Raw genomic sequence first — 13,672 nt, forward strand, 5'->3', positions numbered from 1 at the left:
CGGCGGGTCCGCGTCCGGGGCGACCGCGGCCCCGGCGGTGCCGCACCGGCGGTCCGTCAGGTCACCGGGGACGCGGGCCCAGCAGCCGGTGCAGGGTGAAGCCGCGCGCGGACGCGGACGCCGCCTTCGACGCCGGCGGTACCGGCTCCGGGAGCGCCGGGCACACCGCGTCCGCCCCGCCGCCACCGCCGCGCGGCACCGTGCCGTCGGCCAGATAGGCCGCCAGATGCCGGTCCAGACAGGCGTTGCCGCTCAGCGTGACGCCGTGGTTGCCGCCGCCCTCCTCGACCACCAGGCGGGAGCCCGCCAGCAGCCGGCGCACCCTGACCGCGCCCTCGTACGGGGTGGCGGCGTCGTGGGTCGCCTGGAACAGCAGGACCGGCGGCAGTTCGCCGTTGGCGATGTCCACCGGCCGTAGCGCCCGCACCGGCCAGAACGCGCACGGCGCGTTGTACCAGGCGTTGTTCCAGGTCATGAAGGGAGCCTTCCGGTACGAGGCCCGGTGGTCCGCGCGCCAGCGGCGCCAGTCGCGGGGCCAGGCCGCGTCCCGGCACTGCACCGCGGCGTAGACGCTGTAGCCGTTGTCGCGCGCGGCGTCCACGGCGCCGAGGGCCTCGTACGCCGTGACCAGCGGCCCGGTGTCCCGGTCCCGCGCGTAGGCCGCGAACGCCGCGGCCAGGGCCGGCCAGTAGCCGTTGTAGTAGCCGCCCGCGACGAAGGTGTCCTCCAGCTCCGCCGCGCCCACCTTCCCGGCCGCCGGCTTCCCGGCCAGCGCCGCCCGCATCGCGTACCACCGGTCCTCCACGCGCGCCGGGTCGGTGCCGAGCCGGTAGGTCGCGTCGTGCCGGGCGACCCAGGCGAGGAAGGCGCGGTGGCGGTCGTCGAACGCCCGGTTCTGGCCGAGATTGTCCTCGTACCAGACCCCCGCCGGGTCGACGACCGAGTCCAGGACCATGCGCCGGACCCGGTGCGGGAACAGCTTCGCGTAGACGGCGCCGAGGTACGTCCCGTACGAGTAGCCGACGTAGCTGATCTCCGGCGCGCCCAGCGCCGCCCGGATCGCGTCCATGTCCCGCGCGGCGCTGACCGTGTCCAGGTACGGCAGTACGCGCGCGTACTTCGCGCCGCACGCCCGGGCGAAGGACTGGGCGCGCGTCAGGTTGGCCCGCTCGATCGCGGGCGTGCGCGGCAGGGAGTCGGGGCGCACCGGGGCGAAGTGGCCCGGGCGGCAGTCCAGGGCGGGGCTGCTCGCGCCGACGCCGCGCGGGTCGAAGCCGATCACGTCGTACCGGGCGGCGACCTCGGCCGGCAGCGAGGAGGCGACGAACCCGGCGAGCGTCCGCCCGCTGCCGCCGGGGCCGCCGGGGTTGACCAGCAGCGGGCCCCGCGAGGCCGGCGCGGTGTGCGGGATACGGGTGAGCGCCAGCGTGATCCGCTCCCCGTGCGGGCGGGCGTGGTCGAGCGGCACCGCGAGGGAGGCGCACTGGAGCGCGGGGTACCTGGCCGTGCCGCACTTCGTCCAGTCGAGCCCCGCGGCGGCCGGGGCCTGCGCGCGCGGGGGCGGGCTCGCGCCGGCGGGGGCGGCGGTGGCGGTCCCGGCCACCACGGCCGCGGTGGCGCACAGTACGGCGGCGCGTTGTCTCATGGGGTTCTCCCGGGACGGAGGGGGCGCGGGGGCGGCGGGCCGCGGGGGCAGCGGTCCTCGCCGCATCGTCCCGGGAAGCCCTCGTGCGCAAACGCGACCCGTCCCGCAGGGACCCGATCGGCCCGCCGGATGCCCCCGAACGCCGCGGGGCGCGTCCAGGCGTACGGCGTCCCGGAGCTCTCAGAGGAACGAGAGCTGGGTCGGCTCCGGTGCCGGGGGCGCGGCCGGTTCCGGCGGCCGGATCCGGCGCGGCGTCCCCCCGCGCGCGGGGCCGATGCCGTACTCCTCGGCCAGCTCGTGCACCTGGCGGGTGATCCGGCGCTGGTACCACTTCGGGGCGTAGGCCCCCTCCGCGTACAGCCGCTCGTACCGGCCCACCAGATGCGGGTGCCGGCGGGCGAGCCAGGCCATGAACCACTCCCGTGCGCCGGGCCGCAGATGCAGTACCAGCGGCGTGACCGAGGTGGCACCGGACGCCGCGATCGCCCGCACGGTCTCCCGCAGCCGGGCCGGGTGGTCGCCGAGGAACGGGATCACCGGAGCCATCAGGACCCCGCAGCCGATGCCGTGCTCGCTCAGGGTCCGTACGACGTCCAGGCGCCGCTCCGGGGCCGGGGTGCCCGGCTCCACCGTGCGCCACAGCTCCGGATCGGTGAAGCCGACCGACACGGAGATGCCCACGTCCGTCACGCGGGCCGCCTGCGTCAGCAGGTCCAGGTCGCGCAGGATCAGCGTGCCCTTGGTGAGGATCGAGAACGGGTTGGCGCGGTCGCGCAGGGCGGTGATGATGCCCGGCATCAGCCGGTAGCGGCCCTCCGCGCGCTGGTAGCAGTCGACGTTGGTGCCCATCGCGATGTGGTCGCCCTGCCAGCGCGGCGAGGCGAGCTGTCGGCGCAGCACGTCGGGCGCGTTCACCTTGACCACGATCTGGGTGTCGAACCCGAGCCCCGTGTCGAGGTCCAGGTAGCTGTGCGTCTTGCGGGCGAAGCAGTACACACACGCGTGCGTGCAGCCCCGGTAGGGGTTGACCGTCCACTCGAAGGGCATGCGCGAGGCGCCCGGCACCCGGTTCAGGACCGAGCGGGCCCGCACCTCGTGGAAGGTGATCCCCCGGAACTCCGGCGCCTCGAAGGTGCGAGTGGTGACCGCGTCCGCGTCGAACAGCGCCGCGTCGGCCGCCCGGCCGCGGCCGGACTCGGTGAGGGTGAGGTTGTCCCAGCGCATGACGCCTCCTCGGTAGCACTGGGCTCAGAATAGAACAGATGTTCCCTTGATCGTGCGGGTGGGCCGCCCGGCCGGGTTCGAACGGCCGGATTTGGCGGCCGGGAGCCGGGGTGGTTGGCTTGCCCCGACCCTGAGAACCACCTCCTGGAGGAACCCGATGGCGCAGGTCGAGGCCACGACGGAGCGGATCGTCGCCGCGGACGCGGAGACGGTGTTCGACACCCTCGCCGACTACAGCGGCACGCGCGCGAAGCTGCTGCCCGAGCAGTTCAGCGAGTACGAGGTCCGCGAGGGCGGCGACGGCGAGGGCACCCTCGTCCACTGGAAGCTCCAGGCCACCAGCAAGCGGGTCCGCGACTGCCTGCTGGAGGTCACCGAGCCCTCCGACGGCGAGCTCGTCGAGAAGGACCGCAACTCCTCCATGGTCACCACCTGGCGGGTCACCCCGGCCGGCGAGGGCACATCCCGCGTGATCGTCACCACCACCTGGCAGGGCGCCGGGGGCGTCGGCGGTTTCTTCGAGAAGACGTTCGCTCCCAAGGGCCTCGGCCGCATCTACGACGCGCTGCTGGCCAGGCTCGCGGCCGAGGTCGAGAAGTAGCCAAGATCCGTTCGCGGAGGGCGAGTTGGCGTCCTCACCGGTTCGGGTGATCCCCCGGCGTATGCCGCATATGCCGTAACTCGTCGCACTTGTTCGCAGTTGTCCGTCTAGGCGGGACTTGTGTCCAAGTGCGACGAGGGGAGCCACACGTGGTCGGGACCACTCTGGTGCGGGACGAACCGGTCGCCGCGCCTCCCGCGGACCAGGCGCCGACGTTGGAGCCGGCCGCCCCGCTCGGTCCGCGCCAGGTCCGGCTGGTCTTCTGCGGGCTGATGCTGGCGCTGCTGCTCGCCGCCCTGGAGCAGATGATCGTCGCCACCGCGCTCCCGAAGATCGTCGGCGAGCTGCACGGCCTGGACAAGATGTCCTGGGCGATCACCGCCTACCTGCTCACCTCCACCGTCGGCCTGCCGGTCTACGGCAAGCTCGGTGACCTGCGCGGCCGCAAGGGCGTCTTCCAGTTCGCGATCCTCGTCTTCGTCGTCGGCTCGGCGCTCGCCGGCCGGGCGCAGACCATGGACCAGCTGATCGCCTTCCGCGCCCTGCAAGGCGTCGGCGCGGGCGGCCTGATGATCGGTGTGCAGGCGATCGTCGCGGACATCGTGCCGCCGCGCGACCGCGGCCGGTTCATGGGCCTGATCGGCGGTTCCTTCGGCCTGGCCTCCGTCGCCGGCCCGCTGCTCGGCGGCTACTTCACCGACCACCTCTCCTGGCGGTGGTGCTTCTACATCAACGTGCCCTTCGGCCTGATCACCATGGCCGTCGTCGCCGTCGTCCTCAAGCTGCCCAAACCCCGGGACAAGCCCCGGCTGGACGTGGTGGGCTCGCTGCTGCTGGCCGTCGTCTCCGTCTGCCTGGTCCTGCTGACCAGCTGGGGTGGCACGGAGTACGCCTGGGGCTCGGGCGTCATCCTCGGCCTCGGCGCCGGGGCGGTGGCGGCCACCGTCCTCTTCCTGGTCGCCGAGCGCCACGCCGCCGAACCCCTCATCCCGCTGCGCCTGTTCCGCGACTCGGTCTTCACCATCACCGGCCTGGTCGGCCTCGTCGTCGGTGTCGCCCTGTTCGGCGCCGCCAGCTATCTGCCGACCTTCCTCCAGATGGTCGACGGCGCCACCGCCACCGAGTCCGGCCTGCTGATGCTGCCGATGATGGGCGGCGTCGTCGGCGCCTCGGTCCTCTCCGGCCAGCTCATCAGCCGCACCGGGCGCTACCGCTCCCACCCCATCGTCGGCGGTGCGCTCTCCGTGGCCGGCATGTGGCTGCTGTCCCGCCTCGACGCCGACACGCCCCGCCTGCACTACAGCGTCTGGATGGCCGTCCTCGGCGCCGGCATCGGCATGGTGATGCCCGTCCTCGTCCTCGCCGTGCAGAACGCCGTGCGCCCCGCCGACCTGGGCACCGCCACCAGCGCCAACACCTACTTCCGGCAGATCGGCGGCAGCGTCGGCGCGGCGATCTTCGGCACCCTCTTCGCCGACCGGCTCACCGACGCCCTCGCCGACCGGATCCCCGCCCAGGCCGGCGCCGGACTGCCCGCCGCCGAGTCCCTCACCCCGCAGCTCGTCCACGCGCTGCCGCCGCGGCTGCGCGACGCCTACGTCCAGGCGTACGCCGACGCGATGCCCGGCATCTTCCTCTATCTGGTGCCGGTCCTCCTCCTCGGTCTGGTCCTCGCCTTCTTCCTCAAGGAGACACCCCTGGTGAACAGCGCAGCAGGCCACCACACCCCCGGTGGCGAGACGGAGACCGGGCCGCACCCGGCCGGACCCATCCCGCAGGCCCGCTCGCCCTACGCCGCCGGCACCCCGGTCTGCGGCACGGTGCAGCACCCCGACGGAAGCGTGGTGCCCCGCGCGGCGCTCACCCTCATCGACGCCGCCGGACAGCAGGTCGGCCGGGGTGCCAGCGGCGACGACGGCCGGTACGCGCTGGGGACGCCGGGCCCGGGGTCCTACGTCCTGATCGCCGCGGCCGGCGGCCACCAGCCGCAGGCGGTCTCCGTGACCGTCGGCGAGCGCCCCGTCGAGCTGGACGTCGTCCTCGGCGGCGCCGGACGCCTGGCCGGCTCCGTGATCACCGCCGACGGCAGCCCCGTCCGCGACGCCACCGTCACCCTCACCAACGTGCACGGCGAGGTCGTCGCCAGCACCCGCAGCGGACGCGAGGGCGGCTATGTCATCACCGAGCTGGTGGCCGGCGAGTACACCCTGGCCGGCAGCGCGCCCGCCTTCCGCCCGGCCGCCCTCCCCGTGAGCGTCCAGGCCGCCCGGGAGACCCGGCGGGACATCGAGCTCGCGGGCGGCGCCGTGCTGCGCGGTACCGTGCGGGCCGGTGGCGGGCGGCCCGTGGAGGAGGCCCGCGTGACCCTGCTCGACGCGGCCGGCAACGTCGTCGACACGCTCACCACCGCCTCCGACGGCATCTTCCGGTTCGTCGACCTGTCCTCCGGCGAGTACACCGTCATCGCGGCCGGCTATCCGCCCGTCGCCACCGTGCTCCAGGTGGCCGGCGGCGGACGCGCCGAACGCGACCTCCAGCTCGGGCACGAGGACTGACCTCCGGGCGGGGTGACCACCGTCACAGGGCGGTACCGGCGCCCGCCGTCACACTCCCGCGGCGCTTGACGTCAGTGAGATACGGAAACCGAGAGGCCGGCCGGGCGCGTCCCGGAACGGCCCGCCTGGGAGGAGCCCCTGCCATGTCCACCGCCTACGTCGTCGTCACCGTGCTGGGAGCCGCCATGGCGGGCGTCTCGGCGATCACCACGTTCCTTCGCGCGGAGTGGATCGCCAAGCCGCTGGCCGGCTACGGCGTCCCCCGCTCCTGGTGGCCCTGGCTCGGCGCCGCCAAGGCCGCCGGGGCGGCCGGCCTGCTGGTGGGCCTCGCGGTGCCCGCCGTCGGCGTCCTCGCCGCGTCCGGCCTGGTGCTGTACTTCCTCGGAGCCGTCGCCACGGTGGTGCGGGCCCGCTGGTTCACCCACGTGCCGATCCCGCTGCTGTACGCGGCGCCGGTGGCCGCCTCCCTCGCCCTGGTGTGACCGGTTGAAGGAGCGGGCCGCCGCCCGTGAGGTGACACGGGGCCGTCCCCGCGCCCGGCGCGGGCGGCCCGGCCCCCGCTCCGCGTCCTGGCCAGTGCGCCGCCCGGCGCGTAACGTGGCGCCCCGTGAAGATCCTCATCAGCGCCGACATGGAAGGCGCCACCGGGGTGACCTGGCCGGCCGACGTGCTGCCGGGTACGCCCCAGTGGGAGCGGTGCCGGTCGATGTTCACCTCCGACGTCAACGCCGCCGTCCTGGGCTTCCTCGACGGCGGCGCCGACGAGGTGCTCGTCAACGAGGCCCACTGGACCATGCGCAATCTGCTGCTGGAACGGCTCGACGAGCGGGCGCAGATGCTCACCGGGCGGCACAAGTCCCTGTCGATGGTGGAGGGCGTCCAGCACGGCGACGTGGACGGCATCGCCTTCGTCGGCTACCACGCGGGCGCCGGCATGGAGGGCGTCCTCGCCCACACCTACCTCGCCAACTCCGTCACCGGGGTGTGGCTGAACGACGTACGGGCCAGCGAGGGCCTGCTCAACGCGCACGTCGTCGCCGAGTACGGGGTGCCGGTCGTGCTCGTCACCGGGGACGACGTGGCCTGCGAGGACGCGCTCGGCTACGCGCCCGGGGCGCTGAAGGTCGCCGTCAAGGACCACGTGTCGCGGTACGCGGCCGTGTGCCGGACGCCCGCGCGGACCGCCGCCGAGATCCGGGCGGCGGCCAAGGAGGCGGCGTCGCTGGCGGTGCGTCACGTACCCGTGCACGGCGGGCCGCACACCGTCGCGCTGGAGTTCGACGCCGAGCATCTGGCGATGGCCGCGACGGTCGTGCCGGGCGTGGCGCGCGTCGGAGAGCGGAAGGTCGCCTACACCCACGCCACTATGTACGAGGCGATCCGGACCTTCAAGGCGGTCACCACGATCGTCTCGGCAGCGGTGGAGGAGCAGTATGGCTGACCAGCCCGACGCGCAGGCTCTCGACGAGGTCGTCACGTTCACCTCCGACCTGATCCGGATCGACACCGGCAACCGGGGCGGCGGCGACTGCCGGGAGCGGCCCGCCGCCGAGTACGCCGCCGCGCTGCTCGCGGAGGCGGGGACCGAACCGGTGCTGCTGGAGCGCACCGAGGGCCGCACCAACGTCGTCGCCCGGATCGAGGGCACCGACCCCGCGGCCGGCGCGCTGCTGCTCCACGGCCACCTCGACGTGGTGCCCGCCGAGGCCGCCGACTGGAGCGTGCACCCGTTCTCCGGGGAGATCCGCGACGGGGTCGTCTGGGGACGCGGCGCGGTCGACATGAAGAACATGGACGCGATGATCCTCGCCGTGGTGCGGGCCTGGGCCCGGCAGGGCGTGCGGCCCCGCCGGGACGTGGTGATCGCGTTCACCGCGGACGAGGAGGCCAGCGCCGAGGACGGCTCCGGCTTCCTCGCCGACCGGCACGCCGGGCTGTTCGAGGGCTGCACCGAGGGCGTCGGCGAGTCGGGCGCCTTCACCTTCCACGACGGTGCCGGACGGCAGCTGTACCCGATCGCGGCCGGTGAGCGCGGCACCGCCTGGCTGAAGCTGACCGCGCGCGGCCGGGCCGGGCACGGCTCCAAGGTGAACCGGGACAACGCGGTGACCCGGCTGGCGGCGGCGCTCACCCGGATCGGCGCCCACACCTGGCCGCTGCGGCTGACACCGACCGTGCGCGCGGCCCTCGCCGAGCTCGCCGCCCTGTACGGCCTGGAGCCCGTGGACCCGGAGAACCCCGAGAGCACGGAGGCGCTGCTGCACAAGCTGGGGCCGGCCGCGGCGCTCGTCGAGCCCACCGTGCGCAACAGCGCCAACCCGACCATGATGCGGGCCGGTTACAAGGTCAACGTGATCCCGGAAGAGGCCGTCGGCTACGTCGACGGGCGCTGTCTGCCGGGCACCGAGGAGGAGTTCCGCGCCACCCTGGACCGGCTCACCGGGCCGGACGTGGAGTGGGAGTTCCACCACCGTGAGATCGCCCTCCAGGCGCCGGTGGACTCGCCGCTGTTCGCGCGGATGCGGGCCGCCGTCGAGGCGTTCGCCCCGGAGGGGCACGTGGTGCCGTACTGCATGTCGGGCGGCACGGACGCCAAGCAGTTCTCCCGGCTGGGCATCACCTGCTACGGATTCGCGCCGCTGAAACTGCCGGAGGACCTCGACTACCAGGCGCTCTTCCACGGGGTCGACGAACGTGTCCCGATCGAGGCCCTCCACTTCGGCGTCCGCGTCCTCGACCGCTTCCTGCGCACGGCCTGAACCGGACGACAAGACCCTAGGGGAGGAAGGACAGCGTGCAGACCCTGGCGTACGGATCGTGGCCCTCGCCCATCGACGCGGCGCTCGCCGCCGCTCATGACGGCCGCCCGGAGGACGTGGACTTCGCCGGTGACGAGGTGTGGTGGACCGAGCCGCGGCCCGCGGAGGGCGGCCGGCGCACCCTGGTGCGGCGCCGGGCCGACGGCACGCAGGAGACGGTGCTGCCCGCGCCGTGGAACGTGCGCAGCCGGGTCATCGAGTACGGCGGTCGGCCCTGGGCCGCGGTCACCGACGCCGGCGGGCCGCTGGTGGTGTTCGCGCACTTCCCCGACCAGCGGCTGTACGCCTGGCGGCCGGGCGGCGAGGACCCGCGCCCCCTGACCCCCCTCTCGCCGGTGGGCGGCGGGCTGCGCTGGGCCGAGCCCCGGATCCGCCCGGAGCGGGGCGAGGTGTGGTGCGTCCTGGAGGAGTTCACCGGGGACGGGCCCACCGACGTGCGCCGGGTCCTGGCCGCGGTGCCGCTGGACGGCTCGGCCGCCGGGGACCGGGGCGCGGTACGGGAGCTCACCGACGACCGGCACCGGTTCGTCACCGGGCCGCGGATCTCGCCCGACGGGCGGCGTGCCGCCTGGCTCGCCTGGGACCATCCGCGCATGCCGTGGGACGGCACCGAACTGCTCCTCGCCGACATCGCCCCCGACGGCACCTTCCAGGGTGCCCGGACGGTGGCCGGCGGCCCCGGGGAGTCGATCGCCCAGGTGGACTGGGCGCCCGACGGGTCCCTCCTGCACGTCGGCGACCGCACCGGCTGGTGGAACCTCTACCGCGACGGGACCCCGCTGTGCCCGCGCGAGGAGGAGTTCGGCGGGCCGCTGTGGAAACTGGGCCAGCGCTGGTTCGCCCCGCTGGACAGCGGACCGATCGCCGTGCTGCACGGCCGCGGCGCCGCCCGCCTCGGCATACTCGACCCGGAGACCGGCGAGATCGCCGACGCCGCCGGTCCGTGGACCGAGTTCGCGCCCGCGCTCGCGGCGCTCGGCGAGCGGGTGGCGGCCGTCGGGGCGAGCCCGCACAGCGGCTACGAGGTGATCGAGCTGGACACGCGCACCGGCCGCGCCCGGGTGATCGGCGCCGCCCACCGCGACGCCGTGGACCCCGCCTACTACCCCCGGCCCCGTAGCCGTACCTTCACCGGTCCCGGCGGGCGGGAGGTCCACGCGCACGTCTACCCGCCGCGCCACCCCGGCTGCGCCGCCCCCGACGGCGAACTGCCGCCCTACGTCGTCTGGGCGCACGGCGGCCCCACCAGCCGGGCGCCGCTCGTCCTCGACCTGGAGATCGCCTACTTCACCTCGCGCGGCATCGGCGTCGCCGAGGTCAACTACGGCGGATCGACCGGGTACGGGCGGCGGTACCGCGACCGGCTGCGCGAGCGGTGGGGCGTCGTCGACGTCGAGGACTGCGCCGCCGTCGCCCGGGCCCTGGCCGACGAGGGCACCGCCGACCCCGGCCGGCTCGCCGTGCGCGGCGGCAGCGCGGGCGGCTGGACCGCCGCCGCCTCGCTCGCCACCACCGACGTCTACGCCTGCGGCACGATCATCTACCCCGTCCTCGATCTGACCGGCTGGGGAGCGGGGGAGACCCACGACTTCGAGTCCTGCTACCTGGAGACGCTGATCGGCCCGTACGCGCGGGTGCCCGAGCGGTACGCCGAGCGGTCGCCCGCCGAGCACGCCGACCGGATCACCGCGCCCTTCCTGCTGCTCCAGGGCCTGGACGACGTCATCTGCCCGCCCGCGCAGTGCGAACGCTTCCTGGCCCGCATGGCCGGCCGCGGGGTGCCGCACGCCTACCTCGCCTTCGAGGGCGAGGGGCACGGCTTCCGGCGGGCGGAGACGATGGTGCGCGCGCTGGAGGCGGAACTGTCCCTGTACGCCCAGGTCTTCGGGCTGCGGCCCGGTGACGTACCGAAACTGGAGCTGACCGGGTGAAGACCCTGCTGCGCCCGGCCCGGCTCGCGCCCGGCGCCCGGGTGGCCGTCGTCGCGCCGAGCGGACCGGTGCCCGAGGAACGGCTCCAGGCGGGGCTCGACGTACTGCGCGGCTGGGACCTGGACCCGGTCGTGGCCCCCCACGTCCTGGACCGGCACGGCACGTTCCCCTACCTGGCGGGCGCGGACGCGGACCGGGCCGCCGACCTCCAGCGCGCGTGGTGCGACCCGTCCGTGGACGCGGTGCTGTGCGCCCGCGGGGGCTACGGCGCCCAGCGGATCGCCGGCCTGCTCGACTGGGAGGCGATGCGGGCGGCCGGGCCGAAGGTGTTCGTCGGCTTCAGCGACATCACCGCGCTGCATGAGGCGTTCGCCACCCGGCTGGGCCTGGTCACCCTGCACGGGCCGATGACGGCGGGCGTCGACTTCCTCAAGAACGCGCGGGCGCAGGAGCACCTGAAGGCGACGCTCTTCGCGCCGGAGACGGTCACCACCCTCGCCTCCGGCGGCACGCCCCTGGTCCCCGGGCGGGCACGGGGCGTCACCCTGGGCGGCTGTCTGTCCCTGCTCGCCGCCGAACTGGGCACCCCGCACGCCCGGCCCCGCGCGCGCGGCGGGCTGCTGTGCCTGGAGGACGTCGGGGAGGAGACGTACCGGCTGGACCGCTACCTGACCCAGCTGCTGCGCGCCGGCTGGCTGGACGGGGTCCGGGGCGTGCTCCTCGGATCGTGGGAGCGGTGCGAGCCCCGCGAGGGGCTGCGCCCCCTGCTCGCCGACCGGCTCGGCGGGCTGGGCGTGCCCGTGGCGGAGGAGTTCGGGTTCGGGCACTGCGCGGGCGCGCTGACGGTCCCCTTCGGGGTGGCGGCCGAACTGGACGCCGACGCGGGCACGTTGACACTGGCCGAACCGGCGCTGCGCTGAACGGGACCAGCGCCCCGGGTCCTGAACCGGTGCCGAGAAACCGCTGTCCCAGTGATTGACCCGCGCCTGACACGTGTCACACGATGACTCCCGGCCGGTACCTACCGGTCGGTAAGCCGGGTTGCCCGCGCAGTGGGCCCTCAGTGCGGAGGTCTCCGTGTCCCGTCGTGTCCCCAGGTCCCCCCGCGCCCGTCGTACCCGGGGCCCGCTCGCGCTGGCCCTCGGCGCGGCCCTCGCCGCCCCCCTCGCGCTCGCCGCCCCGGCCCCCGCCGCCCCCGCGACCGCCGCGTACACCGTCACCCCCGTGAGGTTCACCGTGCGGGCGGGCGACCGCACCTGCGCGGTCGACGCCGACCTGTACCGGCCGGCGGGCGTGGACCGCGTCCGCCCGGCACCCGCCGTGCTCGCCACCAACGGCTTCGGCGGCAGCAAGTCCGACGGTCAGACCGCGGCCATCGGCAAGGCCTTCGCCCAGCGCGGATACGTCTCCCTCGTCTACTCCGGGCTCGGCTTCGGAAAGTCCGGCTGCCTGGTCTCCCTCGACGATCCGGACATCGACGGGGCCGCCGCCTCCCGGCTGATCGACTTCCTGGCCGGGCGGCGCGCCGCCGACGACGGGACCACCGCCGACTTCGTCACCCTGGACGCCGCGGGCGATCCGCGCGTCGGCATGATCGGCGGCTCCTACGGGGGAGCCGTCCAGCTGGCGACGGCCGCCGTCGACCGCCGCGTCGACGCGCTCGTACCGATGATCACCTGGCATGACCTCGCGTACTCCCTCAACCCGAACAACGCCGTCGGCGCGGGGGACGTCCCCGGCGTCTTCAAATGGCAGTGGACCAACGGCTTCTACCTCATCGGCGAGGGGCAGCCCCTGCTGTCGCCCGCCCTCGACCCCTCCCGCGTCAACTCGCTGACCTGCCTGCACTTCGTCACCCGGGCCTGCGAGACGATCCGCACCCTCAACTCCGGCCGCTTCCCGGCCGGCCGCACCGCCGACCTGCTCGACTACGCGCGCGGCGTCTCCCCGGTGTCGTACCTGAATCGGGTGAAGGCGCCCACCCTGCTGATCCAGGGACAGGCCGACACCCTGTTCAACCTCAACGAGGCCACCGCCACCTACAAGACCCTCAAGGCCCAGGGCAGACCCGCCAAGATGATCTGGCAGTCCGCCGGCCACAGCGGCGGCGTCACCGACCCGGCCGCCGGCGAACTCGACCTCGGGCAGGGCAATCTGGAGACCAGCTACACCGGCCGGCGCATCCTCGCCTGGTTCGACCGCTACCTCCACCGGCGCACGGCCACCGACACCGGACCGGACTTCGCCTACTACCGCGACTGGATCGACGACCCGTGGCGCACCTACGCCACCGCCGACCGTCTGCCCGCGCTCAGCCGGACGTTCTACCTCTCCGGCGACGGGACACTGGCCGGCCGGCGCGCGGAGGTGGCGCGCGGCAGCCGCGCCTACACCAACTGGCTCATACCCACCAGCCACTCGGAGAGCTCGCTGGCCGGGATCACCGGCCTGCCGGACCCGGCGCCGTACGACACCAAGGGCACCCACCTCGCCTGGACCAGCGCCCCGCTGGAGCGGCCCCTCGATGTCGTCGGCGCCCCCCGGGCCACGCTGAAGGTCGTCTCCCCGGCGGCCGAGCGGACGCAGCGCTCCGGTGACGCCGCCGACAAACTGGTGCTGTTCGCCAAGCTGTACGACATCGCCCCCGACGGCACCCGGACGCTGGTCCACCGCCTCGTCGCGCCCGTCCGGGTCCCGGACGTGACCCGGAGCTTCACCGTCACGCTGCCCGGCATCGTGCACCGCTACGAACAGGGCCACCGGCTCCGGTTCGTGATCGCGGCCGCCGACGGCGCCTACGCCGGGAACCGGGGGGTCAAGCCGGTGACCGTGGTCAGCGAACCCGGGGACACCGGGGTGGTCGAGCTGCCGGTGGCCGGCGGGTGATCCGGCCGGGG

The 13,672-nt window shown here is 74.6% G+C and carries 10 protein-coding genes; 8 read left to right on the plus strand and 2 right to left on the minus strand.

Features of this window, described 5'->3' with window-relative positions:
• Positions 1-61: 61 nt before the first annotated feature.
• Together AB0L74_RS05020 and AB0L74_RS05025 are read right to left on the minus strand one after the other, a co-directional pair.
• Complete coding sequence (locus AB0L74_RS05020) at positions 62-1,645, minus strand: alpha/beta hydrolase (protein WP_365645675.1); 1,584 nt, start codon at positions 1,643-1,645, stop codon at positions 62-64.
• A gap of 180 nt (positions 1,646-1,825) precedes the next feature.
• A complete protein-coding gene (locus AB0L74_RS05025; RefSeq protein WP_365645677.1) occupies positions 1,826-2,869 on the minus strand; it encodes an Rv2578c family radical SAM protein in 1,044 nt (347 codons plus the stop codon).
• Positions 2,870-3,026: 157 nt separating this feature from the next.
• Between AB0L74_RS05025 and AB0L74_RS05030 the strand changes: the two genes are divergently transcribed.
• The 8 genes from AB0L74_RS05030 to AB0L74_RS05065 all read left to right on the plus strand — a co-directional run bounded on the left by AB0L74_RS05030 (position 3,027) and on the right by AB0L74_RS05065 (position 13,661).
• Positions 3,027-3,470, plus strand: a complete 444-nt coding sequence (locus tag AB0L74_RS05030) for an SRPBCC family protein (RefSeq protein WP_365645679.1) — start codon at positions 3,027-3,029, stop codon at positions 3,468-3,470.
• Between the two features lie 149 nt (positions 3,471-3,619).
• On the plus strand, positions 3,620-6,025 hold the full coding sequence (locus AB0L74_RS05035; RefSeq protein ID WP_365645681.1) for an MFS transporter: 2,406 nt from the start codon (positions 3,620-3,622) through the stop codon (positions 6,023-6,025).
• 143 nt (positions 6,026-6,168) lie between these two features.
• Positions 6,169-6,507, plus strand: a complete 339-nt coding sequence (locus AB0L74_RS05040) for a DoxX family protein (RefSeq protein WP_365645683.1) — start codon at positions 6,169-6,171, stop codon at positions 6,505-6,507.
• 125 nt (positions 6,508-6,632) lie between these two features.
• On the plus strand, positions 6,633-7,466 hold the full coding sequence (locus AB0L74_RS05045) for a M55 family metallopeptidase (RefSeq protein ID WP_365645685.1): 834 nt from the start codon (positions 6,633-6,635) through the stop codon (positions 7,464-7,466).
• The gene (locus AB0L74_RS05050) at positions 7,459-8,784 is read left to right on the plus strand and encodes a M20/M25/M40 family metallo-hydrolase (RefSeq protein ID WP_365645687.1); all 1,326 of its coding nucleotides are present in this window, start codon (positions 7,459-7,461) and stop codon (positions 8,782-8,784) included. The genes AB0L74_RS05045 and AB0L74_RS05050 overlap by 8 nt, the downstream gene beginning before the upstream one ends.
• A 35-nt stretch (positions 8,785-8,819) precedes the next feature.
• Positions 8,820-10,775, plus strand: a complete 1,956-nt coding sequence (locus tag AB0L74_RS05055; protein WP_365645689.1) for a prolyl oligopeptidase family serine peptidase — start codon at positions 8,820-8,822, stop codon at positions 10,773-10,775.
• Entirely contained in the window at positions 10,772-11,695 is a 924-nt protein-coding gene (locus AB0L74_RS05060; RefSeq protein ID WP_365645691.1) for an LD-carboxypeptidase, read from the plus strand. Before AB0L74_RS05055 ends, AB0L74_RS05060 begins: the two co-directional genes overlap by 4 nt.
• 157 nt (positions 11,696-11,852) lie before the next feature.
• Positions 11,853-13,661, plus strand: a complete 1,809-nt coding sequence (locus AB0L74_RS05065; RefSeq protein ID WP_365645693.1) for a CocE/NonD family hydrolase — start codon at positions 11,853-11,855, stop codon at positions 13,659-13,661.
• Positions 13,662-13,672 lie beyond the last annotated feature (11 nt).

This window comes from Streptomyces sp. NPDC052020, from assembly GCF_040680575.1.
Lineage (GTDB): Bacteria > Actinomycetota > Actinomycetes > Streptomycetales > Streptomycetaceae > Streptomyces.

Excerpts from the sequence above, each read along its gene's own strand:
- AB0L74_RS05020 (WP_365645675.1), bottom strand. The coding sequence starts at position 1,645 with ATGAGACAACGCGCCGCCGTACTGTGCGCCACCGCGGCCGTGGTGGCC.
- AB0L74_RS05030 (WP_365645679.1), top strand. The coding sequence starts at position 3,027 with ATGGCGCAGGTCGAGGCCACGACGGAGCGGATCGTCGCCGCGGACGCG.
- AB0L74_RS05050 (WP_365645687.1), top strand. The coding sequence starts at position 7,459 with ATGGCTGACCAGCCCGACGCGCAGGCTCTCGACGAGGTCGTCACGTTC.
- AB0L74_RS05025 (WP_365645677.1), bottom strand. The coding sequence starts at position 2,869 with ATGCGCTGGGACAACCTCACCCTCACCGAGTCCGGCCGCGGCCGGGCG.
- AB0L74_RS05040 (WP_365645683.1), top strand. The coding sequence starts at position 6,169 with ATGTCCACCGCCTACGTCGTCGTCACCGTGCTGGGAGCCGCCATGGCG.